We start from the raw sequence: 25,474 nt of genomic DNA, 5'->3' as shown, positions 1-25,474 counted from the left end.
TAGCCTATGTTTACTTACTATGCTTAACCTCGAATATATGTGGGGGCTGCTGCCGGTTCTGTTGCGCTACTTGCCGCTTACCCTTCAAATGGCAACGATTGCCATGATCTTTGCGCTGATACTGGCGTGCTTGTTGGCGGTGGTTCGCGTGTCGAAAGTGCCGGTGTTAAACGGCTTTTCGCTGCTGTTTATCTCGTTTTTCCGCGGTACGCCGCTGCTGGTTCAGCTGTTTCTTTTCTACTACGGCCTGCCTCAGTTGCTGGAAGCGCTGGTGGCGATCAATGGCGTAACGGCGGCAGTGCTAGGGCTTACGCTGCACTTTTCTGCCTACATGGCTGAGTCTATTCGTGCGGCGATTGTGGGGATTGATCGTAGCCAGACCGAAGCCGCGCTCTCCATTGGTATGACCCAGTCGCAGTTAATGCGCCGTATTATTTTGCCCCAGGCCACTCGTGTGGCAACGCCGACGCTGATGAACTATTTCATCGATATGATTAAAGCGACCTCGTTGGCCTTTACGCTGGGGGTCACCGAGCTAATGGGGGCCACGCAAAAAGAGGCCGCGGGCAGCTTCCTCTACTTGGAGGCGTTCTTGCTAGTGGCGCTTATTTATTGGGCGATTGTGGAAGTGCTCTCTTGGGGACAGCGTCGGTTAGAAATTTACCTGAATAAGGCCTACCAACGATGATTTCGCTGCAAGGCATTACCAAGCGTTTCAGTGGCCATACGGTGTTTAAAGATATCGATTTGAGCCTTTCTCAAGGCGAGATCATTGTCATCATTGGCCCTTCCGGTACGGGGAAATCGACGCTGCTGCGCTGTATCAATTTCCTTGAAAAGCCGGACGCTGGGCGCTTGCAGGTAGGCAACCTGAGTGTGGATACCCAGCGCGCCAGCCGGGCCGATATTCTGGCACTGCGCCGCCGCACGGCGTTTGTATTTCAGAACTACGGCCTGTTCGCCAATAAAACCGCGCTGGAGAATATTAGCGAAGGCATGATCGTGGTGGACAAGCTGCCGAAAGCTAAGGCCCATGCGCGGGCAAGGGAAATTCTGGAGCGCATCGGTCTGGCAGATAAAGCGGATGCTTACCCGGCGTCACTTTCCGGTGGCCAGCAGCAGCGGGTGGGTATTGGTCGGGCCATGGCGGCCAATGCCGATGTAATTCTGTTTGATGAGCCCACTTCGTCTCTTGACCCACAGTGGGTGGAGGAGGTCTTGAGCCTGATGAAGCAATTGGCGGTAGAACGCCAGACGATGATCGTCGTCACCCACGAGATGCAGTTCGCCCGGGAAGTCGCGGATCGCGTGGTATTTATGGACGAAGGCGGCATCGTAGAGCAAGCCCCGCCGGAGGAGCTGTTCACCGCACCCAAAGACGAGCGAACACGACACTTCTTGCGCAAAATTCTCGCGCCCACGGGGCAAGCAGTACCTTAAAGGCTGAGGCTTGTTTCAGATAGTCGAAGCCTTGCTTGGTGGTTTACAAAATGATGCTCTTGTAAAACCAGTTCGGCAGCTCTTCTACTCTAGCTTCTATTTCACCTTTGACATTTATCTCAGCTAGCCATATAGCTTCGTTACCTGAATTATCAAAGATGAATGCGCGGTCGGAGAGATTGATAGCACTGAGTAATAAGTCAAGCGAGCGGTAATAACGTTGACGTATTTTGTCTTCAGGCACAGAGTGGCCGCCTATATTCACCCGATTTCGGACACGCTGAACGTTGATGGCAGGATCGTCAGTAGCGATGTAGTAAAGATAGTTTTTGAAGCCTGCGTTTCGAGCTGCCTGCAGCACTTGAATTTTGTCCTCAGACGACATAACTGAGCTAATTCGAGACGCAATCAGTTGGTCACGGATCAACGATGAGGCGATAGAGGCAATATAGGAATTGGGTTCTGTCGTGGGAAAGCTGATGCAATTGTCTTCAAATATGATGGTTTCAAGCTGCGGCGTTAAGGAAGCTTTTTCTGTTAGAGGTGAGAGGTAAAAATAGTCCTCAATGGCAGATTTTGAAACATCTACGGAGTAGTCACTGAAGTATATTGCGCCTGTATCTTTGGCGCTTCTCTCAATATCATCAGGGTTGATGTACACCCCTTTGAGGTGAGAGGGAATTACATTTTGAATCGTGCTTTTTCCTGAGCCATTGGGCCCAGCAAACATCCGCAAGCGTGGTGTCTCATCCATTAGGTAACCTTGAGCTTCATTCCTATGGGAGCTTTATGCTTAGGAGGCGCTTTCTTCAGAACCTGCGTGCTGCCATCGGGACGTGTTTCAACAAGTTCACCGTCGACGATTTCCACTATGTGTTGACCGCTGCTCAACGAGACCTGATAAGCGCGTCGTGTGTAACGCACCGCTTGGGCTGCAAATCGTTGTTCTGCATCAGGTTTAATCGCCATGGGCTCACCTCGTTATTTGTATCTTGCTACCATATATATAGTACAAGCGCTGGATAGTAAGCGCTAGTGACCATGTTTATTCTACGCACTATATTGAAGTACCCATAATTGGCAATTACAGCAGTGCTTTGGCTGTGAAAGCTGTCCCCCCCGCCACGCTAAAAGGCGGTACAGCCACCATACCCATCAATCCACCATCAGCCCCTAATTGATGCAATGAAACGGTGGCGGACTAATGGACCCGAACTATTCTGGAAACGTGTCATTAATCATACGAATTCCGACAGCATTTGATGTGGAGACGATCTCTTAATGCTCACTATTAACAAGGCATTACTAAAAAGTGTTGAGCAATTGGCCTGTGAGGCGGGCGAGGCGATCATGCAGGTATATCGTCGAGACTTCGCCGTTGAGTTTAAAATCGACAAAAGCCCGCTTACTGAGGCGGATAAAGCCGCCCATGAGGTGATCGCCCGTGGCTTGCAGGCACTTACCCCTGATGTGCCGATACTCTCCGAAGAGGATACCCAGAGCTTTAAAGGCGCCAACGCGCAGGGCTTTTATTGGCTGGTCGACCCGTTGGATGGCACCAAAGAGTTCATCAAGCGTAACGATGAATTCACCGTCAATATTGCCCTGATTGAAAAGGGCCTGCCTGTGCTCGGTGTGGTGGTGGCGCCTGCCTTGAAACTTACCTATCTAGCTGCCGAAGATTTGGGCGCTTTCAAAGCCGAAGCTGATGGGCAGTGGCAGCCGATCATGGCGTCATTGCCTCCGTTAGAAGGGCAGCCATGGCGCGTGTTGGGAAGCCGCTCCCACACGGATTCGCGTTTGTCGGCATGGCTTGGTGAATTGGGCAAGCATGAGCTTCGGCCTATGGGCAGTTCGCTTAAAGCGTGTTTCATTGCGGAAGGGAATGCCGATGTATACCCACGGTTCGGGCCAACCAGTTTGTGGGACACGGGGGCTGCACAGGCAGTTGTAGAGCAGGCTGGCGGCCGCATCGTGACGTTTGACAATCAGCCTCTGGGCTATGCCATGCCAGGATATGCTACCCCCGAGCAAGTGCTCAACCCCGATTTTGTGGTGTGGGGCAGGGCGACTAGCCCGGGTTAACGACTACCTGGTTACGGCCGTTTTCTTTAGCTTGGTATAAGCCTATGTCGGCACGTTTTAGGGCAGGCTTAAGCGTCTTTTCGTTGCTTAAAATAGCGGTTACCCCGAGTGAAGCGGTCAGCCACAGCACTTTTTCTGAATGATCTTCTGATACGTTAATAGGGGTGGCCGCGGCCGTGCTCCGTATTCGCTCGGCTACCTGTTCAGCGTGTGAAATCGAGGTGTTGGGAAGCAAAATAGCAAATTCTTCCCCCCCTACACGGCATAGCAAGTCTTCCTGGCGAAGTAAGTCAGCCACTATTTTTGTGAAGCTTGTTAGTACGTCATCACCCACGTCATGGCCATACATATCGTTAATCTGCTTAAAGTGATCAATATCAATGGCGATGAGCGCGATGGGGTGATTCTGCCTTCGCGCCCGCGATATCTCTGCAGTCGCTTTGGTCTGTAAATAACGCCGGTTGAAGACCCCGGTTAGTGGATCGGTCATTGCTTGGGCGCGCAGCTTTTCTTCAAGCTGTTTGCGCTCGGTAAGATCAAACACGGTAGCCCGCGAGTGCACAAATTGGCCATTGCGATAGAAGGCAGAGGCCTGGATCATAACGTGACGCTGCTCGCCGTTTCGCGTTAATAGGCTGCACTCTGCGCTACCGGATTGATTGTTTTTCACTTTTTGAAAAGCTTTTTCAAACTGATCGCGCGTTTCTGGCGTGATCAGCTCTCTATAATCAAGCTGCCCGATAATTTCCTGGGCAGAGTAGCCCAACCAAGCGAGCTCGGTGCGGTTCATTTTAATCACTCGCCCTGTGGTATCCAGCGAGTGGTAGCCGCAGGGGGCGTTTTCGTACAGGTCACTTACTTCATAAGCATGGCGTTGCGCCGCCTTACGTAACTGGCGCTGACGCTGGCTGCTGAAGGCCCAAAAAATGCCAAAGGCGACGGCGACTCCGTAGGTTAATAATAGAAACCAGAGCACGGTCGTCTCTTCTTCAATCAGCGAGCGCCAAGTAGGGAGTGGCAGTGTCACACCCAGCTTCCATGGGTGGTAGCTGTTTTCACTGAAAATACTGCCCGCCAAGCTGCGGTAGCGCTGGGTGCGTATATCTTCAGTTTGAAAGCGTAATAGATGGTCATCTACCGTGGCGTGGCCCGCATTGCGCTGCTGCATAGCTTGCCAATAGTGGGGTGAAAGTGAGGTGAAATCGCTACCAAAGCTTGTCGTATTTAAGGGCGGGATGCCTTCATCCAGCAGCCACCGGCCTTGGGCGTCGATTAAAAGCGTATTGGCACTTTGGTCAAGCAGCATCGCTTGGCGTAGGGCGCTTGTGAGGTAGTCCCAATTAAGGCTTAAAAGTACGACGCCACGGCGTTCGCCCGTCGCATCAAAAACGGGGGTGGAAACGTTGACCACCGGAATAATGTCTTTACCCAATAACTCGAATTGTAAGTTGCGACCCGGTGGCGAGATATACAGGTCGCGCGGTAGCAGTGAGGATGCTTCTTCGAAATAGTCGGTAGAGGCATGATAATTGCCACCCACGCGCGGCCCTGTTTCATTACTTTTGGGCGCCCGGAGCACTTCACTTCCTTGGTTATCAATCAGCACTAACTTGGTATAGCGGGGGTTGTGGCTGATCAGCGTGCTTAAAAAATTTGAAAGTTGCGAAAGGTCACTAAGCGAATAGGACTGATCCACTAATGGTGCCCTGTCTTGTGCTTCCAGGTACCGCCGTAATGCAGGCATTTCGGCAATCGCTAGCGCGTAGTTTAGGCTCTCATTAATATCGCGGGTTAGCGTCTCTTGACCGGCTTTCAGCAAAGCGTCGGCTTCGGCCCGCAGGCTGTCAAGCCGCGATTCCATATGCACATGAAGCACAGGCAGCAGCGTTGTCGATACTAAGATTAACGGTATGCAAACGGCTAACAGTAGGCGAGTGTGTAAACGTCGCAGTGACACTGAAATGTTTCCTCTCCTGGGGTGGCTGCTTCGCAAAGATAGCCTGTTATTGTTTTGTGCAAATAAGGCAAATGACAGTGGCCATGCAGGATGTTATGCCCATTTTTTAGGATGGTGTGAGAGTTTGTGGCAAGTGCTTCAATACTGCAAATGGCACCGGTTTCGAGAACAAGAAATCTTGCAACCGGTCGCATTGACAGACCGTCCACAACTGCTAGCAAGCACGCCTAGCGCGTGATAGACTACGCCATCCTCTCAGACAAGACCCGTGAGCGGGCAGCTTAATTCAACTGTCCGTTACATGTTTTGGCAGGACGAAAAACCTGCCAAATCAAGTGGTTTTATAGAAGTGTCATGTTGCGGAAGCGTCGCGCTGTGACAGCGCAGCCGACGAACACATATTTAATTTCGTTGCCGTTTTATCGGCAACCTTTATTCTCCAAGGAGATACCCTGTGGCGAACAGCAAGCAAGCTCGCAAGCGCGCCCGCCAGGCCGAGAACCGTCGCGTCCTGAAATCCAGCCAGCGTAGCATGGTCCGCACCTACATCAAGCGTGTAGTGAAAGCGATCAGCACCGGCGACCACGCCAAGGCGATGGAAGAGTTCAAGGCAATGCAGCCGGTCGTTGACCGTATTGCAGACAAAGACGTGCTGTCTAAGAAGAAAGCAGCTCGCCTGAAGAGCCGTTTGAACAAGCGTATTAAGGCACTGGCGGCGTAAGCCGGCAGGCGCCATAAAAAACCGGCTGCGGCCGGTTTTTTTGTGTCTGGATGATTTTTCTAGATCCATTTTTTGAATAGTTCTTCTGGATAGTTCTTCTAGACGGTTTTTCTGGATAGCTTATGACAGCGAAGAAAGCCCCCAGCACTTCTCCAAATACCGCAATAGTCCGCCGCGGGCTAATGCGCTCGGGTCTTGTGGTCAGTGCCATGACCATGCTGTCGAGGGTGATGGGGCTGGCGCGCGATGTGGTTATCGCTACTTTCTTAGGGGCGGGGGATGGCGCCGATGCATTTTTCGTGGCGTTTAAGATCCCAAATTTTCTGCGCCGCCTGTTTGCCGAAGGGGCTTTCAATCAAGCCTTTGTGCCGGTGCTTTCAGAGTACTCCACCCAGCGTAACCGGGAGGAGATACGCGCGCTGCTGAATGCCACTGCCGGTAGCTTAACGGCGGTGCTGGCGCTGATTACCGCCGTGGCCATGCTCTGCGCGCCGTGGCTGATTTGGGTGTTTGCCCCCGGCTTTGGCAGTGATCCGGAAAAACTGTCGCTGACCGCGGATATGCTGCGCTTAACGTTCCCCTATTTATTGCTGATTTCGCTCACCGCGTTTTCAGGCAGTGTGCTGAATACCTGGAACCGCTTTGCGGTACCTGCCTTTACCCCGGTGCTGCTTAACCTTTCGCTGATCGGTGCGGCACTGTTTTTAATGCCGCTTATGGAAGAGCCCGCCATGGCGTTGGCCTGGGGAGTGCTAATCGCCGGGGCGGCACAGTTGGTTTTTCAGGTACCGTTCTTGCTGCGCTTGGGGCTGATGCCTACCCCCTGGCCTAATTTTGCCCACGAGGGCGTGCGGCGCATACTGAAACTCATGGGGCCTGCGTTGTTTGGGGTATCGGTATCGCAAATTAACCTGCTGTTGGATACCGTTTTGGCGTCATTGCTGGCGGCGGGGAGCGTGTCGTGGCTCTACTACTCAGACCGTTTGGTGGAGCTACCGCTGGGTGTGTTTGGGGTGGCCATTGGGACGGTGATTTTACCAGCGCTGTCTAAACGCCATGCTGATCAGTCCAAGGAGCACTTCGCGGCGATGCTTGATTGGGCTATCCGCATTGTATTGCTGTTAGGCTTACCTGCGGCGTTGGCGCTTGCGGTGTTGGCCGAGCCGCTGTTGATCACGCTGTTCCATTACGGTGCGATGACTGACAACGATATTCAGATGGCGGCGATGAGCCTGCGCGCTTATGCCTTCGGCTTGGTGGCCTTTATGCTGATCAAGGTATTAGCACCGGGCTTTTTTGCCCGTCAGGACACCAAAACACCGGTGAAGGTAGGCATTATCGCCATGGTCGCTAATATGGTGCTTAATCTGCTGCTAATTTGGCCATTGGCTCATGCCGGATTGGCGTTAGCCACCGCACTTTCTGCCTTCTTAAACGCGGGCCTGCTGGGCTATTTACTGCATAAGCAGGGAGTGCTGGTCTTTCAGCCGGGCTGGAAGCGCTATTCGGTGCAGCTACTCGGTGGCAGCGGGCTAATGTGCGCGGCCCTCTACTTTGTTGCACCCGACTGGCAGGCCTGGCTCGCGTTTGGCCTTTGGCAACGGATCAGCTGGGTCACCGGCTTAGTGGTACTGGGCGGCTCGATTTATTTTGCCTGGCTGGCTGCACTGGGTTTGCGCGTTCGTCATTTTAAAATGCACTCATAACACTGCATCCTGGGGTGTGGGTTCGTTATAATCAGAGGCTTTATGTCCTCCAACGGCTGAGGTGCCATGCGCGTCATTCGAGGTCTGCACAACTTGAGAGCGGCTCATCGTGGCTGCGTTGCCACCATCGGTAATTTCGATGGGGTGCATCGCGGCCATCAAGCCATCCTGCAGCAGTGCCGCGAGCATGCGGCGCGCTGGAGTGTGCCGCTAACAGTGGTGGTGTTCGAGCCCCAGCCGCGTGAGTTTTTTGCCGGTGATCAAGCGCCGCCGCGTTTAACCCGGCTGCGTGAGAAGGTGCGGCTGCTACGCGATTTTGGCGCGGAGCAAGTGCTGGTGCTGCCGTTTAACGACACGCTGCGCAGCCTTACCGGGCGTGAGTTTATCGATCAGGTGTTGATTGATGGGCTCGCCGTTAAGCACTTGGTCGTGGGCGACGATTTCCGCTTCGGCTGCGACCGCCGCGGCGATTTCGCGCTGCTGGCAGAGGTTGGGCGTGAACAGGGGTTTGGCGTCGAGCACACGCGCACCTTTACCGTGGATGACGAGCGGGTTTCCAGTTCGCGGGTGCGTACCTTGCTTGCCAGCGGTAATTTTTCCGCCGCTGCGCGTTTGCTGGGCCGCGCCTATTCGTTACATGGCCGCGTGGTACGCGACCAGCAGTTGGGCCGCACCATTGGTGTACCGACTGCCAACTTGCCGCTGATGCCCCAGCCATTAACGCTGCGTGGGGTTTATGCGGTGGTGGCTGAACTGGAGAATGGCGAGCGCTACCCAGCAGTGGCGAATGTGGGCTTCCGTCCTACGGTAGGTTCGGAACGGCCAACGCTTGAGGTGCACCTGCTGGATTTTAACGGTGATCTCTACGGCCAACGCATGACGGTGTTTCCCTGCGCGCGTCTGCGGGGCGAGGTGAAGTTTGACGACCTTGAGGCGCTTAAAGCGCAAATTGAACGTGATCAGGCCCGCGCTCGCCACTATTTAACGGCGGCAATAGGTGGGCAAAACAGCGCTGACCAAGAGAACGCTGAACAGGACTATTCTCTTCCGCTGGCCTCGGCCCCGCTTGGGCGTGAGACCGCTTCTTCTGATTCTTCCTCGGCGGGAACTTCCGCTGATGCTAACGACGGCTGACCGGACTATGGATTACAAGCACACGCTGAATTTGCCTGAAACTGACTTCCCCATGCGCGGCATGCTGCCGAAGCAAGAGCCGGGCCGGGTTTCCCAGTGGCAGGATATGAACATTTACCAGCGCCTGCGGGAAGCGCGCGCGGGTGCGCCGCTGTTTGTGCTGCACGATGGCCCTCCCTACGCCAACGGCAGTATTCATATTGGTCACGCCGTTAATAAAATTCTGAAAGATATTATCGTTAAATCGAAGAATTTAGCCGGTTTTGATGCGCCTTATGTGCCCGGCTGGGACTGCCATGGCTTGCCCATTGAGCACAAAGTAGAAACCACTCACGGCAAACACTTGGCGCCGCAATACGCCCGTGAGCTGTGCCGTGAATACGCCGGTGCCCAGATCGAAACACAGCTGGCCGACTTTGTGCGCTTGGGCATTATTGGTGATTGGGATCACCCCTACCGCACCATGGATTTCGCCAACGAAGCGGGTGAGATTCGTGCCTTGGCCGAGATGGTCGACGCGGGTTACGTGTTTAAAGGTTTGAAACCGGTCAACTGGTGCTTTGACTGTGGTTCCGCGCTGGCGGAAGCCGAAGTCGAGTACGCTGATAAGAAGTCCGACGCCATCGACGTCGCCTTCCCGGTAGAAGATGCCGACAAGCTCGCCGCCGCCTTTGGCTTACCCGAGCTGGCCAAGCCAGCGGCAGTGGTTATCTGGACTACCACGCCGTGGACCATTCCGGCTAACCAGGCGCTTAACGTTCATCCAGAGTTCACCTATGCACTGGTCAATACTGGCGAGCGTTTGCTGCTGTTGGCGGAAGAGTTGGTGGAGAGCTGCCTAGAGCGCTTTGAGTTGCAAGGCGAAGTGATTGCTACTACTCAAGGCAAGAATCTTGATCTGATCAATTTCCGTCACCCGTTCTATGACCGGCTCTCGCCAGTCTATCTGGCAGAGTACGTCGAGTCAGAAGTGGGCAGCACCGGTATTGTTCACTCCGCACCCTCTTACGGCATGGATGACTTTATCACCTGCCGCGAGCATGGCATGGAGTTCGACGACATGCTCAACCCGGTGCAGGGCAACGGCGTTTACGTTGACGACCTGCCGTTCTTCGGCGGTCAGATGATTTGGAAAGCTAATCCCCAAATCGTCGAAAAGCTGCGCGAAGTGGGTGCGCTGATGGCGCATATTCCAATCAAACATAGCTACATGCACTGCTGGCGCCACAAAACGCCGGTGATCTACCGTGCAACCGCGCAGTGGTTTGTGGGTATGGATATTGAAGGCAAAGACGGCAAAACCCTGCGCGAACGCGCCCTTGAAGGCATCGAAGCCACGGCGTTTACGCCTGCCTGGGGCCAGGCGCGTCTGCACAGCATGATCGCCAACCGCCCGGATTGGTGTATCTCCCGCCAGCGTAACTGGGGCGTGCCGATCGCGTTCTTCCTACACAAGCAAACCGGTGAGCTACACCCACGCACCGTTGGGCTGATGGAAGAAGCCGCCAAACGCGTTGAGCAGGAAGGTATCGATGCCTGGTTCAAGCTCGACCCGGCGGAACTATTGGGTGCTGAAGCGGCGGAATACGATAAAGTCACCGATACTCTCGATGTTTGGTTCGATTCCGGCACTACACATCGCCACGTACTGCGCGGCTCACATCCGCACGGCCATGAAAGCGGCCCGCGGGCTGACTTGTACTTGGAAGGCTCTGACCAGCACCGTGGTTGGTTCCACTCGTCGCTGCTCACCGGTTCTGCCATTGACGGCTATCCGCCGTATCGTCAGTTGCTGACCCACGGCTTTACCGTCGACTCCCAGGGCCGCAAGCAGTCCAAGTCGCTCGGCAACGTGGTCGCGCCCCAGGAAGTGATGGATAAACTGGGCGGTGATATTCTGCGCCTTTGGGTCGCCTCCACCGACTACTCCGGTGAAATGGCGGTGTCGGACGAGATTTTGAAGCGCACCTCCGATGTGTATCGTCGGATTCGGAATACCGCTCGCTTCCTGCTTTCGAACCTTAACGGCTTCGATCCAGAGAAAAACCAAGTAGCGTTTGGCGATATGCTGGCACTGGATCAGTGGGTGGTGGATCGTGCTCATCAGTTGCAGGCGCGGATCGAAAAAGCCTACGAAGAGTACCGCTTCCTGGATGTTTACCAGCAGGTGCATGGTTTCTGCGCCCGTGAGCTTGGCGGCTTCTATCTGGATGTGATTAAAGACCGCCAATACACCACGCAAACCGATTCGCTGGCACGCCGCAGTGCGCAAACAGCGCTGTATCACGTGGTAGAAGCCTTGAGCCGCTGGATCGCGCCGATTCTCTCCTTCACTGCCGAAGAAATTCACGAGAACATCCCCGGCAAGCGCGGTGACAGTGTGCTGCTGGAGACTTACTACACTGACCTTGGCAGCCTGGAAAACGACGCCGACATGGGCCGTGCTTTTTGGGAGCAGGTGCTAGAAGTTAAGCACTCGGTAAACAAGTGCCTAGAAGATGCCCGGAATGCCAAAGTCATTAAAGGCAGCTTGGCAGCTGAAGTCACGCTGTATGTCAGCGATGACCTGCAGGCGACGCTGTCAAAACTGGGCGATGAACTGCGCTTTGTGATGCTGACTAGCGAAGTTACGCTGAAATCCCTGGTTGATGCAGGCGATGCAGAAGCGACGGAGTTAGAGAGCCTGAAAGTCGCCGTTAAAGCCAGCGACAACACTAAGTGCGAACGCTGTTGGCACCATCGCCCGGATGTGGGTACCCATGCTGATCATCCGGATCTATGTGGTCGCTGTATCAGCAACCTCCCCGAAGGCAGCGGTGAGATTCGTTACTATGCCTAACGGAAAAAACGTGCCTAACGATACAAACGCGCGGCCGACGATGCAGCGGCCGCTGCGCTGGCTATGGCTAGCAGTGGCGGTGGTCGTGTTAGATTTGGCCACCAAATACGTGGCCAGTAGTCAGTTGGGTTATGCTCAGCCGGTAGAAGTGCTGCCGTTCTTTAACCTGACGCTGCTGCACAACCCCGGTGCGGCGTTTAGCTTTTTAGCCACGCATCCCGGCTGGCAGCGCTGGTTCTTCGCCATTATTGCGATTGGCGCTAGTGTCGGCTTAACGGTGTGGCTTTCACGCATCAAACACGATGAAAAGCTGTTGGCGATAGCGCTGCCATTGATTATCGGCGGTGCGCTGGGGAATCTTTATGACCGCCTGGTGCATGGCTATGTGGTCGATTTCCTCTCTTTCCACGCCGCTGGGTGGTACTACCCGGCGTTTAACGTGGCGGATATAGCGATTACCCTGGGGGCGGTCGCTTTAATCTGGGAATCCATTATGGGTGAGCGTCGGCGCAAAAAAGCGGCCAATGCTTCCCATTAATCGAACGTTGAGAACACCTGTATATTGAGAACTGCTATGAGCGACTATCTGATCGATGATGGTATGGAAGTGACGCTACACTTCACCTTAAAGCTGGAAGATGGCACTTTGGTGGACTCCACCAAAGACAAAGCACCAGCCACGTTTGAGTTTGGTGACGGCAATTTGCCGCCCGGTTTTGAACACCCTATTAAAGGGTTGGCTGCGGGTCAGGAGGGTACCTTTCAGATAACCCCTGAACATGCGTTCGGACAACATAACCCGCAAAATATTCAGACCCTGAAACGGGCAGATTTTGGCGATGAAGCCCCGGAAATTGGTATGGTGATGTCGTTTGCCGATAAAGCGGGAACGGAATTGCCAGGTGTGGTCAAAACCATTGACGGTGATCGTATCGAGGTGGACTTCAATCACCCGTTAGCAGGTCGCACGCTCACCTTTGAGGTCGAAGTGCTCGACGTCAAGCCGGTGACAACGCATTAATTCACTAAGCGATGCCGCTTACGCATCAAGGCGCTATTATGCAATCGACGCAAGCACAGCCCATCCAGATTAAATTGGCCAATCCGCGTGGTTTTTGCGCCGGTGTGGATCGCGCCATCGATATCGTCAACCGCGCACTTGATGTGTTTGGGCCGCCCATTTATGTGCGCCACGAGGTCGTCCATAACCGCTTTGTGGTCGAAACGCTGCGCGCCCGCGGTGCCGTGTTTGTTGAAGAACTGGATGAAGTGCCGGACGACGTTATCGTTATTTTCTCCGCCCACGGCGTTTCCCGTGCGGTGCAGGCCGATGCTGAGCGGCGGGGCTTGAAGGTGTTCGATGCCACCTGCCCGCTGGTCACTAAAGTGCACCTGGAAGTATTGCGCTACGCCAAGCGTGGCCAGGAGTGCATTCTCATTGGCCATGAAGGCCACCCGGAAGTCGAAGGCACCATGGGGCGTTATGACACCTCCCACGGCGGGCGTATCTATCTGGTAGAGGACGAAAAAGACGTCGCTAAGCTGGAGGTGAATGACCCTTCAAAGCTGGCCTTCGTGACCCAAACTACGCTGTCGATGGATGATACCGCTAAGGTGATCGACGCGCTGCGCGATAAGTTTGCCGAGATTCAGGGGCCGCGCAATGATGATATTTGTTACGCCACGCAGAATCGTCAGGATGCCGTGCGTGAACTAGCGGCCCAGAGCGATCTATTGCTGGTGGTAGGCAGCCCCAATAGCTCAAACTCTAACCGTTTGCGTGAGCTTTCTGAGCGTATGGGCACACCCGCCTACTTGATCGATAACGCTGACCAGATCAATCCTCAGTGGCTTGAAAATGTGGCGCGTATTGGTGTAACCGCTGGCGCCAGTGCCCCAGAGGTATTGGTGAAAGGAGTGATTGCTAAGCTGCAAACCATGGGCGCTGCATTACCTGAAGAGCTACAGGGCCGCGAAGAGACCATTACCTTCTCTATGCCTAAAGAGTTGCGTGAAAAGGTGATCGCCAGCAGCTGATGCAAAGCGTATTAGTTTGCGACATACTGAAACGGTATGAGCCAACTAATACAGGAGCAAAGCCGCGTGTCTTATGTTACTCATCTTACCACTGGCCGTTTTTCTCATAACGGCCAGCGCGGCTTTACCCTCATTGAGTTAATGATTGTGCTGGTGATCATCGGCATCGTCGCCTCCATTGCCTACCCCAGCTATACCCGCTACGTGCAAAAATCAGTTCGAACCGACGCCCATGCGGGCCTTATGCAAGCCGCTTCGGAGCTTGAACGCTGTTATACGCGCTCTTATACCTATGCGAGTTGTAATGACGTGCCAACCGCCTCACCAGACGACAACTATAACATTACAGTTGATCTGGATAGCGGTGGGGGCTACACGTTGACAGCAAGCACTGAACAGAATGATGGATGCAGTGAAAATATAACCTTAACGGCACTCGGCGAAAAAAGGCCGAACGGCTCAGAGGGTGTACCCGATTGCTGGTAATCACATGAAAAATCGTGGCTTTACCCTGATTGAACTGTTGGTAACGCTGATGATCGCAACGATTGTCGCTGTTATGGCAGTTCCCACGTTTGCCAGTTTCCTTGCCCGCCAGCAACTGGCAAGCGATGTGAACGAGCTTATTTCTGTGCTGAGCTTTGCCCGCAGCGAGGCAATAAAACAACGCAGTGATATGTCCGTGGTCTTTTCGCCTCCCGATGCCGCTTCTTCAAACCGCCGCCCTGAATCCTGTAGAAATAATGAAATCGAGGATGATTCGGGTGAAAACAGTGAAGAGAGCATCCGTTACCGTTACACCGGAGGCTGCTATTGGGTGGTGAAAAGCGGTGCGGGTAGTCAGATACTAAGAGTAGGGCAGTCCGCTAATATAGCCTCGCCTACTCAAGCGTTCTCGCTTACCTTTCAAAGTTTGGGCGACGCCGACATTTCCAACTGCCCTGAATCACCCTGCGAAATGACGCTAAAAACCACTGAGGAAAGTGCATCAACTCCTCCTGTAACGCTTGTAATCCGCAACACTGGAAGCATTCGCAGGAAGGAGAGTGAGTCATGAACTCTCAGCGTGGCTTTAGCTTAATAGAAGCGCTGATCGCGTTGGTGATTCTCTCCATTGGGCTGATAGGCGTGGCCGCCATGCAGCTGAAGGCATTGCAGAGTGCAAATGCTGGTTATCAGCGCTCTGTAGCAAGTGTCGCTGCCGTCGATGCCCAGGAGCGGCTTTGGGCGCGACTGGCTAAACTAGACCCCGGCGAAACCTGTGAAGATATCGACAGCTCAGCTGTTGAGGACGTGTGGAAAGATGATTGGTTTAAGGATAACGACCAGAACCCGCTTCGCAACGTCAAGGACGGCGAAAGCAGCATTGGCAGAGACAACGGCGAACACAAGTGCCGTTTTAATGTGGTTCTGGTACTTGGCGATGACGAGAATGATCGTTTCGACTACACGTTTCGTCTCCCAAGGCTTGAGGTGCAGTAATGAAACAGCGCCAAGGCGGGTTTACCCTAGTGGAGCTAATGGTCGCAATGGCCATCGGCACGGTGATCATCTTGGGAGCTGGTCAACTTTTTCTAACGACTTTTCAAACGTTTCAAACCGTTGACAAGGTCAGTCGTAAACAAGAGACATTAATTTTTGCGATAAGTACCCTGACTGCAGCCGGTCGTAAAGGAGATATTGGTGACTACGCTATCGTCTCAGATGAGCGAAGCTCTGACGGCGGTACGCGTCATTACTGCGTTCTGCAGGATGAGGTTCAAAACCAGCCTATAGTTGATCTTTCTCAAGTTGATGACGCGACAGCCTGTCCGACGCTTTCTATACCCAATGGTGATGATGTGTCTCACTTAGTCACGTTGCCCATTGGTGATTGCCGAGAAAGCGTGGATGCGACGTGCGATCAAATCACCTTTACCATCAGCGAGCGAAATAAAGCAATCTCACCATAAGAGCCTACTTCATGAAACAGCAGCAAGGCGCAGCGTTAGTAATTGTAATGGCACTGCTCGCCGGCGCGCTTATGTTAGGCATGTCAGGCATGCAGAGTGCGTTGATTGATGAGCGGCTAGCTGGTAATTATCGTGCTGTCATTCTAGCGCAGATGGCAACTGAAACCGGCGGTAGCGAACGAAGTGAGGAAGGCGACTTTAATTCCGAATCGAATCTCGATACCTGCCAAAATTTAGCTGTGAACTATAGTGACGATAGTGTTAGAAATTCATTTGTATTCAAAGAGGTAAACTCTAATGAATATAACGACTTTTTAATGGGTTATTATTACAGAGGATGCAAATTTGATGGTAGAGATGCTGATTTAGTCATTGGACAAGTTCGCCATCAGGCAGAGGGCGAAATTGATGAATTTGTTGGTATACATTTCATGGCGGTCGTCGGTAGTGGGATTGGCCCAGGGTTGAGTATCAATAACTCTCCCAGTATTTCTAATCCGCTTATTTGTTTGCAGAGCATTGAAAATGGTTGCGGCTGGGAAGATAGCAATGTGGGTGATTACTTTGATGGAAGGGCGCACCCTGTTCCCAGTGACTTTAGATGTAAAGGCAATGGCTGCCGAACTACTCCTGAAGGAGAAGACGGAGGCGCAATTAGCTATGATGCGGACTCAAAAAGTGAGTGGAATTCATATCTGGAGCCTTTGAGCGGTAATTTCGATTACTCCTTTGATAGTGGTAATAATAATTTTGTTAATGGCACTAGGGGGGAGGTGAGCCTTATAGAAATCACTGGGAACGTTAAACAGGCAGCAGGAACGAATACCTATGGCATTATCATAGTGAGAAGTGGTGCAAAATTAGAGCTAGCAGGAACAGGACATCACGAAGGACTTATTATTGTGGAAGAAGGGGGTGGTTTAGAAATGGGTAATAATACAAATGTTTATGGAAGCGTGATCGCTTTAGGAGCGATTGATTTAGGGACGGGAAATGGTGGCCAGGGTGGCGTTCGATATAGTGCTATTTCCTCTGGGGAAGGTGGCTCAGGTTTTGATTGGCAAATACTCTAGAGTAGTTAGCATTTTTTTATTTCAAGAGATACCCTGTCTGATTTTCAGCCCAATGAGCTAAGAACATGAGCCAACCCAAAATCCGCGTTCTCACCGGTATTACCACCACCGGCACGCCCCACTTGGGCAACTACGTTGGGGCGATCAAGCCTGCCATTGAGGCAAGCCAAGACCCTAACGTGCAGTCGTTCTACTTTCTGGCCGACTACCACGCGTTGATCAAGTGCCCGGATCCCAAGCGTGTTCAGGAGTCGCGACTTGAAATTGCTGCTACGTGGCTGGCGCTGGGGCTGGACACCGACAACGCGATTTTCTATCGCCAGTCGGATATTCCAGAAATCCCTGAGCTCACTTGGATGCTCTCCTGCGTATGTGCCAAAGGCTTGATGAATCGCGCTCATGCCTACAAAGCAGCGGTTGCTGAGAACGAAGAGGCGGAAAACCAAGATCCGGATAAAGGCATTACCATGGGGCTTTTCGGTTACCCCGTGCTCATGGCGGCGGATATTTTAATGTTTAACGCTAATAAAGTGCCGGTAGGGCGTGATCAGATTCAGCATATCGAAATGGCTCGTGATATCGCCGGGCGTTTTAACCATCTCTACAAAGGTCAGCACTTTGTCCTCCCGGATGCCGTCGTTGACGATAAAGTACAGCTGTTGAATGGCTTGGATGGGCGCAAAATGTCCAAAAGCTACAACAATACCATTCCGCTGTTTGTTGCTGAGAAGAAGCTACAGAAGCTAGTACGTAAGATTAAAACCAACTCGCTGGAGCCCGGTGAGCCAAAAGATCCAGATAGCTGCACGCTGTTCCAGATTTACTCAGCCTTTGCCACAGCAGAAGAGACTGCCAGCCTGCGTGAGCAGTACGTGAACGGTATTGGTTGGGGCGTGGCTAAGGATCAAGTGTTTGAATACTTGAATGCTCACTTGAGCGCGCCGCGTGAACGCTATAACGCACTGATGGAAGATCCCGCCCACATTGAAGCGGTTTTGCAGAAAGGTGCGGAACGGGCGCGGGAAGAAGCCGCAGTCTCGATGGATCGTTTACGTTCAGCGGTGGGTCTAGGACGGTTTGTTTAGAGCCTGAATGAACCCTGCCAGTAGCAATAGCTACACGTCAGTAACACGACGGCAGCAATGACGAAGCCCCTTCCGGTTGGAAGGGGCTTCGCTTGTTTCACTCCTCTTTTTTTACTCCACGTCTAAGCTATTAGCGACAGCTTAGCCTTCGGTCGGGGCGCGCCAGTCGTCGGAACCATAGGTGCCAGCAACAGTGTGTTCTCAATCAATCTTACGGTAAGCCAGTGACGCTTCTATCAGCTCGGAAAGCTCATCTTGGTAGATGGCCTATAGTAATTCTCATACAAGGCTAGTCCGTTACTTATTTCGCGGTTAGTTTGTTGATCTCAACGCATCCACAAAGGGAATATTGTATGCGCTCAAGGTATCGACATCAGACGTTTACGGAGTGTGCTTTGATTGCATTAACGCTGGTGGTCGTCGCGTTAATACTTTGGAAGCTAGTTGGCCTACTTATCTTGATTTTTGGCGCGGTGGTGGGTGCCTGTATATTGCAAACGTGTATGATGCCGCTTTTGCGGCTAGGGGCACCCAGTTGGCTTGCGCTGACGACGGTGATTATTACGCTAACCCTGGCGCTGGGCTTAATTAGCTGGGCATTTGGCGCGCAAGTGTCTTCTGAGCTGGAATCGCTGTCGGCTCTGCTACCCGAGGCATGGGAACAGCTACAGGAGCGGCTTGAAGGAACGCAGTTAGCACCATTGATTAATGATGCCGCTGAGCGGGCAGGTGGCGTTTTAGAAAACGGTATTTCTCAGGTTGGCATGGTTGTGGTCTCGATGGGAGGCAGTGTTGTCAGCTTCTTCGCGCTCATTGTCGGCATGGTTTATTTTGCTGCCCAACCCGATGTTTATCGCCGTGGGTTATTACTACTTGCACCGATTAAAAGTCGGCCACGTTTGGCTGAGGCGCTAGATGAGAGCGGCAAGGCACTGCGTTTTTGGCTCGGCGGGCAGTTGGTGGCTATGGTAATTACCGGGCTGTTAGTTGGGGTAAGCATGTGGTTATTAGGGGTGCCAGCGCCAATTGCTTTGGGGCTAATTGCAGGGCTGTTGGATTTTGTACCGTTAGTAGGGCCTCTTATCGCTGCTATCCCTGCGCTGTTGCTTGCCTTCACAGTGAGTCCTCAAACCACGTTATTTGTGCTGATTGCGTATACGGTTATTCAGCAAATAGAGGGCAATATTTTACAGCCGCTGGTACAGCAGCGCGCAGTCAGCCTACCCCCTGCGATGCTATTATTTTCGCTGTTTGCGGCAAGTACCCTGTTTGGTGTGGCGGGCTTGCTATTGGCCGCACCGCTGACTGTTGTGGCATTTGTATTGGTTAATCGTCTTTACGTAACCCGTGATGAAGATGTGCCATAGCTAGATAAAAAAGTAATATCGAACGGATCATAAATAGTTTTACGCTCTAAGAGAGCAGCGTTAAGCTTATAGCCATTAATCCATACTGTCTGAGAGCGTCTGTTTATTAACAGGCGCTTTTGGCATTGCAAAAGGTGAGTGTATGTCTACAACAGCTGCTGCTGCGTCGCCGCAGAGCTATCGCGTGCCGCTTATTGCTACGGCGGCGATTGTGCTGGGCGCGTTACTGGTGGGGATGGTGTTTGAGGCGAATACGGGCCTGCTAATGATTGTCGGCGGGCTGTTTGGCATGGTGCTGTATCACGCCGCGTTTGGTTTTACCTCGGCGTGGCGCGTGTTTATTACTGAAAGGCGGGGACGTGGTCTGCGCGCGCAGATGGTGATGTTGGCCATAGCCGTGGTGCTGTTTTTCCCTGCCTTAGGGGCAGGCACCCTGTTTGGCAACGAGGTGTCGGGCTTTGTGGCGCCCATTGGTATCTCCGTGCTGGTAGGGGCGTTCCTGTTCGGGGTGGGCATGCAGTTGGGCGGCGGCTGTGCCTCTGGCACGCTTTTTACCGCGGGCGGTGGTAACGCACGTATGCTAATTACCCTGATGTTCTTTATTGTCGGCTCTGTGATTGGCTCGGCGCATTTTGCCTGGTGGCAGAGCTTACCGGCTTTTCAACCGGTATCACTGGTTAACGTTGCCGGGGTTAGTGGTGGCATAGCGATTAGTCTCGTGCTGTTTGCTGCAATCGCGGCATTTACCTGGGTGATGGAGAAGCGCCGCCATGGTCAGTTAGAGCAGGCGCCCATGGTCGATAAGCATGGGTATGAGCGTTGGCTGACTGGGCCCTGGCCGTTAGTTGCAGGCGCGGTGGCGCTGGCGCTGTTGAATTTTGCCACCTTGGCACTGGCAGGCCGCCCGTGGGGAATTACCTCTGCGTTTGCGCTGTGGGGGGCTAAAGGCTTTGAGCTGGTGGGCGGTGATGTTAGCCAGTGGGGCTATTGGCAAGCGCCGGGCAATGCGGCGGCCCTGGAAGCCAGCGTATGGAGCGATATCACCACGGTAATGAACGTGGGTATTATGCTTGGCGCGCTCGCTGCCGCCAGCTTGGCTGGTCGCTTTGCCCCCAATTTCAAAATTCCATTGAAGTCTGTATTGGCGGCGATCATTGGCGGCATCTTGCTGGGCTATGGCGCGCGGTTGGCGTTTGGCTGCAATATCGGTGCTTACTTCAGCGGTATTGCGTCTGGCAGCCTGCACGGTTGGGTATGGTTGGTAGCGGCGTTTTCGGGCAACATGTTCGGCGTTAAGCTGCGGCCGTTCTTCTTCGCTGGCGTTGAGGGGCGCAAACCCACCGCTAAAACGTGCTAAAGCATCGTTAATATCGTCATTACGCCTCGGTTTAGGAGAACTAAACCGAGGCGTTTTTATATCAACATGGCCGCTCTCTTCCACCTTTGTCGCAGGAGCATGTTACATTACGTTCAAACGCCGCGAACGCCCGATGTTGCTGCATTGCAGCAGTGATTGACATAAAAAGAGAGTGCTTATGACTACCCAGAGTAGACGCCCCCTATACATTCCTTACGCCGGTCCTTCTTTGCTCGAAATGCCGCTATTGAACAAAGGCAGCGCGTTTACTCAGCAAGAGCGCTTGGCGTTTAACCTGATTGGTTTGCTGCCGCAAAAGGTGGAAACCATTGAAGATCAGCTAGAGCGTGCCTATCGCCAGTACCAGCAGTGCCATAGCAGCCTTGAGAAGCATATTCATCTGCGCGCCATTCAAGATGACAACGAAACGCTCTATTTCCGTCTAGTGTCCCAGCACCTTGAAGAGATGCTGCCGATTATTTATACCCCCACGGTTGGACAGGCGTGTCAGGAATTCTCCAATATTTACCGTAACCACCGCGGCCTGTTTATTAGCTATCCTGACCGCGAACATATGGATGACATCCTGCGCAGCGCCACCAAAGATAACGTCAAAGTGATCGTAGTGACGGATGGTGAGCGCATTCTAGGCCTGGGCGACCAGGGGATCGGGGGCATGGGCATCCCGATTGGTAAACTGGCGCTGTATACCGCCTGTGGTGGCATTAGCCCCGCCTACACGCTGCCGATCATGATTGACGTGGGCACCAATAACAAAGCGCTACTTGATGACCCCATGTACATGGGCTGGCGCCACGAGCGGGTAGGGCAAGAAGAGTACGATGCTTTCATGGAGGAATTTATCGCTGCTGTGAAGCGCCGCTGGCCTAACGTGCTGCTGCAGTTTGAGGATTTTGCCCAGGCCAATGCGGTGCCGCTGCTAGAGCGCTACCGCAACGAGCTTTGCTGCTTCAATGACGATGTGCAGGGTACTGCTTCTGTGGTAGTGGGTACGCTAATGGCGGCTTGTCAGGCCCGGGAAGAGACCATTGCACAGCAGCGTGTCGTGTTTGTGGGTGGTGGCTCGGCGGGCTGTGGAATTGCCGAGCAGGTGGTCGTTGCCATGGAAGCCGAAGGCTTGACCGAAAGTGAAGCGCGGTCGCGCATTTACATTGTTGATCGGGATGGTTTGATGACCAGCGATCAAGAGTGGCAGCGCGACTTCCAGCGCCGGTTAGCCCATGACCCTTCGCTAGTGGCGGAGTGGAGTGGCCAAGGTCTGGAAGAGACAATCGCGCAGATCAAGCCAACGGTATTAATCGGCGTTTGCGGCCAGCGCGGTATCTTTACCGAGCAGGTGGTGCGCACCATGCACGCGGGCTGTGAACACCCGGTGATCATGCCGCTGTCTAACCCTACTTCCCAAGCAGAGGCCGTACCGGAGGATGTCATCCGCTGGACGGATGGCCAAGCCCTGGTCGCCACCGGTAGCCCCTTTGCGCCGGTGGTTTACAACGGACGCACTTATCCGATTGCCCAGTGCAACAATGCCTATATCTTCCCAGGCATTGGGTTGGGCGTGATTGCCGCCAGTGCCAATCGAGTCACCGACGAGATGCTGATGAGCGCCTCACGGGCGCTGGCCCGTGAAGCGCCACTGGTTAAAGAGGGTAAGGGTGCTTTGCTGCCGCCGCTGTCGCGTATTCGCGATATCAGCAAGTCGATTGCTTTTGAAGTAGCTGCCCAGGCACAGCAGAACGGCGTGGCGTTAAAAACCAGTGGTACGACGCTGCGCGAGTTAATCGAAAAGGCGTCCTGGTCACCGGATTACCGCACGTATCGTCGCCGCGCTTTTTAAGCGTTTGGCTAAAAAAAAAAAGCCCCCACCGAGGTGGGGGCATGCAAGCATTGGTAGGTTTTACCCTATTAGGCTGCGCCGATCATCTTGCGCAGCACGTAGTGAAGGATACCACCGTGACGGTAGTAAGCCAGCTCGTTTACCGTATCAATTCGGCACTTGGCATCAACGCTACGTTCCCCGTCGGCATTTTTGATTACGATTTTGACCGTGCCGCCCGGCGTCAGGTCACTTAAACCGGCAATCGAAATCTCTTCATCCCCGGTTAATCCCAGCGTTTGACGGCTTTCGCCTTCGGCAAACTGCAGCGGTACAACGCCCATGCCGATCAGGTTAGAGCGGTGAATACGCTCAAAGGATTCGGCGATAACCGCGCGAACGCCGAGTAAGCGAGTGCCTTTGGCCGCCCAATCCCTTGAAGAGCCGGTGCCGTACTCTTTACCGGCGATCACCACAAGCGGTTTGCCTTCCTCTTTGTACTTCATGGCCGCATCGTAAATAGCCATCTGCTCACCGCTGGGTACGTGGCGTGTTTCACCGCCAACCACGCCATCGAGCATCTCGTTTTTGATCCGCACGTTGGCGAAGGTGCCACGCATCATGACTTCATGGTTACCCCGGCGTGAGCCGTAGGAGTTGAAGTCGACCGGCTTAACGCCGTGCTCTTGCAGATAGCGCCCGGCGGGGCTGTCAGGTTTGATGGCACCGGCAGGCGAGATATGGTCGGTGGTCACCGAATCACCCAGCATGGCGAGTACACGGGCACTGTGCACATCTTCGATGGCATCCGGCTCGCGGCCCATGCCTTCAAAGAAGGGCGGGTGCTGAATGTAGGTGGATTCAGGCCACTGGTAGACCTTGCTTTCTGACACGTCGATGGCTTTCCAGACGTCGTCACCCTCAAACACCGCGCCGTACTCTTTGCGGAACATGGCGGTGTTGACCTGCTCAACGGCGCTGGCAATCTCGGCCTGGCTGGGCCAGATATCTTTGAGGTAGACCGGGTCGCCGTTACTGTCGTTGCCCAGTGGCTCCTGGGTAAGGTCAAGCTGGACATTACCGGCCAGGGCGTAAGCCACCACCAGGGGCGGCGAAGCCAGCCAGTTGGTTTTGACCAACGGGTGTACGCGGCCTTCAAAGTTACGGTTACCGGAAAGCACAGAGGCTACGGCAAGATCGCCGCTGTTGATCGCTTTTTCGATCTCATCAGGCAGCGGGCCAGAGTTGCCGATGCAGGTAGTGCAGCCGTAGCCGACCAAGTTGAAGCCAAGCGCATCCAAGTCGTCGTTTAATTCAGCGGCTTCCAGATAATCGGTGACCACTTTGGAACCGGGCGCCAGTGAGGTTTTCACCCAGGGTTTAGTGGTTAACCCCTTTTCACGCGCCTTACGGGCCAGCAAGCCCGCTGCCATCATAACGCTGGGGTTGGAGGTGTTGGTACACGACGTAATCGCCGCAATCACCACCGCGCCGGGGTCAAGGCTGAAATCATGATCATCAAGCTTAACGGCTTGGCTGGTGTCATGTTCGAAGCTACGTTCCACCCCCACGGCGGTTTGGCCGCCTTCAGAGGAGAATTTCCCTTTGGCGGTTGAATCCGCTTTGACGTCCTCCTGCATGAACTTGTCAAAGGCCGCCGCCATATCCTGTAGAGCAACCCGGTCTTGCGGACGCTTAGGGCCGGCAAGGCTGGCTTCCACTTCGGTCATGTCCAGTTCTAGAGCGTCGGTGAAGATCGGCTCATCGTTGGGTTCACGCCACAGTCCTTGGGCTTTGCTGTAGGCTTCCACCAGCGCGACTTGCTCATCCTCACGCCCTGTTAGACGCATATAGTTCAGCGTTTCGTCATCGACCGGGAAGAAGCCACAGGTAGCACCATATTCGGGCGCCATATTGGCGATCGTGGCGCGATCCGCCAGCGGCAGGTCTTTCAAACCGTCGCCGTAGAACTCGACAAATTTACCCACTACGCCTTTTTTACGCAGCATCTCGGTAACGGTGAGTACCAAGTCAGTGGCGGTAATGCCTTCGCGGAGCTTGCCGGTTAATTTAAAGCCAATCACTTCGGGGATTAGCATTGAAACCGGTTGGCCAAGCATGGCTGCTTCGGCTTCAATACCGCCTACGCCCCAGCCAAGTACGCCTAGGCCGTTGATCATCGTGGTGTGGGAGTCGGTGCCGACGAGGGTGTCGGGGTAGGCAAAGGTTTTGCCGTCTTCGTCCTTGATCCATACCGTTCTGCCTAGGTACTCCAGGTTGACCTGGTGGCAGATACCGGTGCCGGGGGGAACGACGCTAAAGTTGTCAAACGCTTGCTGTCCCCAGCGTAGAAACTCATAGCGCTCGCGGTTGCGCTGCATTTCGATATCGACGTTCTCTTGGAACGCGGCAGGGTTACCGAACTTATCGACCATTACCGAGTGGTCAATAACGAGATCGACAGGGGATAGCGGATTGATCTTCGCCGGGTCTTCGCCCAGGCTTTCTACCGCGGCACGCATAGAGGCTAAATCCACGACGCCGGGCACGCCGGTAAAGTCCTGCATTAATACCCGCGCCGGACGGTAACCGATTTCACGGCTTGATTTGCCCTCGGTCTGCCAGTCGACCAGAGCCTGCATATCTTCTTGATCTACGCTTTCGTCATCGGCGAAGCGCAGCTGATTTTCGAGTAGAATCTTGAGCGTCTTGGGAAGCCGGTCAATGCTGCCCAGGGTCTCGGCCGCTTGGGGCAGGCTGTAGTAGTGATACGTTTTACTGCCCACCTCTAGGGTGCTTAGCGTATCGGGTATCTTGCTCATATCTCTCTCCTCAGGTTGCTGAGCGCTGCGCTCAGCGTGACGGTCACGATCTTTCTTTTATG

At 53.8% G+C, this 25,474-nt stretch carries 23 protein-coding genes and 1 pseudogene; 19 read left to right on the top strand and 5 right to left on the bottom strand.

From position 1 onward, the window contains the following. Positions 1–19 precede the first annotated feature (19 nt). Positions 20–688, top strand: coding sequence for an amino acid ABC transporter permease (locus QHL1GM_RS09745; protein ID WP_071694298.1), 669 nt, complete (start codon positions 20–22; stop codon positions 686–688). Next, positions 685–1,440, top strand: a complete 756-nt coding sequence (locus QHL1GM_RS09740) for an amino acid ABC transporter ATP-binding protein (RefSeq protein ID WP_071694297.1) — start codon at positions 685–687, stop codon at positions 1,438–1,440. Before QHL1GM_RS09745 ends, QHL1GM_RS09740 begins: the two co-directional genes overlap by 4 nt. A 43-nt stretch (positions 1,441–1,483) precedes the next feature. On the opposite strand, the gene QHL1GM_RS09735 is transcribed toward QHL1GM_RS09740, so the two are convergent. Together QHL1GM_RS09735 and QHL1GM_RS09730 are read right to left on the bottom strand one after the other, a co-directional pair. Then, entirely contained in the window at positions 1,484–2,194 is a 711-nt protein-coding gene (locus QHL1GM_RS09735) for a hypothetical protein (protein WP_071694296.1), read from the bottom strand. Beyond that, positions 2,194–2,409, bottom strand: a complete 216-nt coding sequence (locus tag QHL1GM_RS09730) for a hypothetical protein (protein WP_071694295.1) — start codon at positions 2,407–2,409, stop codon at positions 2,194–2,196. The genes QHL1GM_RS09735 and QHL1GM_RS09730 overlap by 1 nt, the downstream gene beginning before the upstream one ends. A 312-nt stretch (positions 2,410–2,721) precedes the next feature. Between QHL1GM_RS09730 and cysQ the strand changes: the two genes are divergently transcribed. Then, the gene (gene cysQ / locus QHL1GM_RS09725; protein WP_071694294.1) at positions 2,722–3,525 is read left to right on the top strand and encodes a 3'(2'),5'-bisphosphate nucleotidase CysQ; all 804 of its coding nucleotides are present in this window, start codon (positions 2,722–2,724) and stop codon (positions 3,523–3,525) included. Here the strand turns inward: cysQ and QHL1GM_RS09720 are convergent. Beyond that, the gene (locus QHL1GM_RS09720; protein ID WP_071694293.1) at positions 3,512–5,482 is read right to left on the bottom strand and encodes a GGDEF domain-containing protein; all 1,971 of its coding nucleotides are present in this window, start codon (positions 5,480–5,482) and stop codon (positions 3,512–3,514) included. The genes cysQ and QHL1GM_RS09720 overlap by 14 nt on opposite strands. Before the next feature lie 454 nt (positions 5,483–5,936). Here QHL1GM_RS09720 and rpsT point away from each other — a divergent pair, with 454 nt between their 5' ends. The 13 genes from rpsT to QHL1GM_RS09655 all read left to right on the top strand — a co-directional run bounded on the left by rpsT (position 5,937) and on the right by QHL1GM_RS09655 (position 18,029). After that, complete coding sequence (gene rpsT, locus QHL1GM_RS09715) at positions 5,937–6,203, top strand: 30S ribosomal protein S20 (RefSeq protein WP_008959243.1); 267 nt, start codon at positions 5,937–5,939, stop codon at positions 6,201–6,203. Between the two features lie 122 nt (positions 6,204–6,325). After that, a complete protein-coding gene (gene murJ / locus QHL1GM_RS09710) occupies positions 6,326–7,909 on the top strand; it encodes a murein biosynthesis integral membrane protein MurJ (protein WP_071694292.1) in 1,584 nt (527 codons plus the stop codon). Between the two features lie 66 nt (positions 7,910–7,975). Next, positions 7,976–9,043, top strand: a complete 1,068-nt coding sequence (gene ribF, locus QHL1GM_RS09705) for a bifunctional riboflavin kinase/FAD synthetase (protein ID WP_071694291.1) — start codon at positions 7,976–7,978, stop codon at positions 9,041–9,043. Positions 9,044–9,050: 7 nt separating this feature from the next. Continuing rightward, positions 9,051–11,882 (top strand): isoleucine--tRNA ligase, encoded by a 2,832-nt coding sequence (gene ileS / locus QHL1GM_RS09700; RefSeq protein WP_175540372.1) that lies wholly within the window; start codon positions 9,051–9,053, stop codon positions 11,880–11,882. Continuing rightward, positions 11,875–12,420: a signal peptidase II gene (gene lspA, locus QHL1GM_RS09695; protein WP_071694289.1), complete on the top strand. Its 546-nt coding sequence runs from the start codon at positions 11,875–11,877 to the stop codon at positions 12,418–12,420. Before ileS ends, lspA begins: the two co-directional genes overlap by 8 nt. A gap of 36 nt (positions 12,421–12,456) precedes the next feature. Further along, entirely contained in the window at positions 12,457–12,903 is a 447-nt protein-coding gene (gene fkpB, locus QHL1GM_RS09690) for an FKBP-type peptidyl-prolyl cis-trans isomerase (protein WP_071694288.1), read from the top strand. A 38-nt stretch (positions 12,904–12,941) separates the two neighbouring features. Further along, on the top strand, positions 12,942–13,919 hold the full coding sequence (ispH, locus tag QHL1GM_RS09685; RefSeq protein WP_175540371.1) for a 4-hydroxy-3-methylbut-2-enyl diphosphate reductase: 978 nt from the start codon (positions 12,942–12,944) through the stop codon (positions 13,917–13,919). 66 nt (positions 13,920–13,985) lie between these two features. Next, complete coding sequence (locus QHL1GM_RS09680; RefSeq protein WP_071694286.1) at positions 13,986–14,405, top strand: type IV pilin protein; 420 nt, start codon at positions 13,986–13,988, stop codon at positions 14,403–14,405. 4 nt (positions 14,406–14,409) lie between these two features. Beyond that, the gene (locus QHL1GM_RS09675; RefSeq protein WP_071694285.1) at positions 14,410–14,976 is read left to right on the top strand and encodes a GspH/FimT family pseudopilin; all 567 of its coding nucleotides are present in this window, start codon (positions 14,410–14,412) and stop codon (positions 14,974–14,976) included. Continuing rightward, complete coding sequence (gene pilV / locus QHL1GM_RS09670) at positions 14,973–15,401, top strand: type IV pilus modification protein PilV (protein ID WP_071694284.1); 429 nt, start codon at positions 14,973–14,975, stop codon at positions 15,399–15,401. The genes QHL1GM_RS09675 and pilV overlap by 4 nt, the downstream gene beginning before the upstream one ends. Next, positions 15,401–15,871: a PilW family protein gene (locus tag QHL1GM_RS09665; protein WP_071694283.1), complete on the top strand. Its 471-nt coding sequence runs from the start codon at positions 15,401–15,403 to the stop codon at positions 15,869–15,871. Before pilV ends, QHL1GM_RS09665 begins: the two co-directional genes overlap by 1 nt. Before the next feature lie 11 nt (positions 15,872–15,882). Next, positions 15,883–16,944, top strand: a complete 1,062-nt coding sequence (locus QHL1GM_RS09660; RefSeq protein WP_071694282.1) for a hypothetical protein — start codon at positions 15,883–15,885, stop codon at positions 16,942–16,944. A 65-nt stretch (positions 16,945–17,009) separates the two neighbouring features. Beyond that, the gene (locus tag QHL1GM_RS09655) at positions 17,010–18,029 is read left to right on the top strand and encodes a tryptophan--tRNA ligase (RefSeq protein WP_071694281.1); all 1,020 of its coding nucleotides are present in this window, start codon (positions 17,010–17,012) and stop codon (positions 18,027–18,029) included. Positions 18,030–18,170: 141 nt separating this feature from the next. On the opposite strand, the pseudogene QHL1GM_RS19170 reads toward QHL1GM_RS09655, so the two are convergent. Then, positions 18,171–18,287 (bottom strand): annotated as a pseudogene (locus tag QHL1GM_RS19170) (type VI secretion system tube protein Hcp); the annotation flags it as partial. A gap of 137 nt (positions 18,288–18,424) precedes the next feature. Here QHL1GM_RS19170 and QHL1GM_RS09650 point away from each other — a divergent pair. The 3 genes from QHL1GM_RS09650 to QHL1GM_RS09640 all read left to right on the top strand — a co-directional run bounded on the left by QHL1GM_RS09650 (position 18,425) and on the right by QHL1GM_RS09640 (position 22,611). After that, positions 18,425–19,396, top strand: coding sequence for an AI-2E family transporter (locus tag QHL1GM_RS09650; RefSeq protein WP_217648536.1), 972 nt, complete (start codon positions 18,425–18,427; stop codon positions 19,394–19,396). 142 nt (positions 19,397–19,538) lie between these two features. Then, positions 19,539–20,753, top strand: coding sequence for a YeeE/YedE family protein (locus QHL1GM_RS09645; RefSeq protein WP_071694279.1), 1,215 nt, complete (start codon positions 19,539–19,541; stop codon positions 20,751–20,753). A 178-nt stretch (positions 20,754–20,931) separates the two neighbouring features. Next, positions 20,932–22,611: an NAD-dependent malic enzyme gene (locus tag QHL1GM_RS09640; protein ID WP_071694278.1), complete on the top strand. Its 1,680-nt coding sequence runs from the start codon at positions 20,932–20,934 to the stop codon at positions 22,609–22,611. A gap of 68 nt (positions 22,612–22,679) precedes the next feature. Here the strand turns inward: QHL1GM_RS09640 and acnA are convergent, their stop codons facing one another. After that, positions 22,680–25,412 (bottom strand): aconitate hydratase AcnA, encoded by a 2,733-nt coding sequence (acnA, locus tag QHL1GM_RS09635; protein ID WP_071694277.1) that lies wholly within the window; start codon positions 25,410–25,412, stop codon positions 22,680–22,682. Positions 25,413–25,474: the final 62 nt, after the last annotated feature.

The sequence above is a fragment of the Halomonas sp. QHL1 genome (assembly GCF_001882345.1).
In the GTDB taxonomy this organism is placed as follows: domain Bacteria; phylum Pseudomonadota; class Gammaproteobacteria; order Pseudomonadales; family Halomonadaceae; genus Vreelandella.
This window is presented reverse-complemented; position numbering and strand designations above follow the sequence as displayed.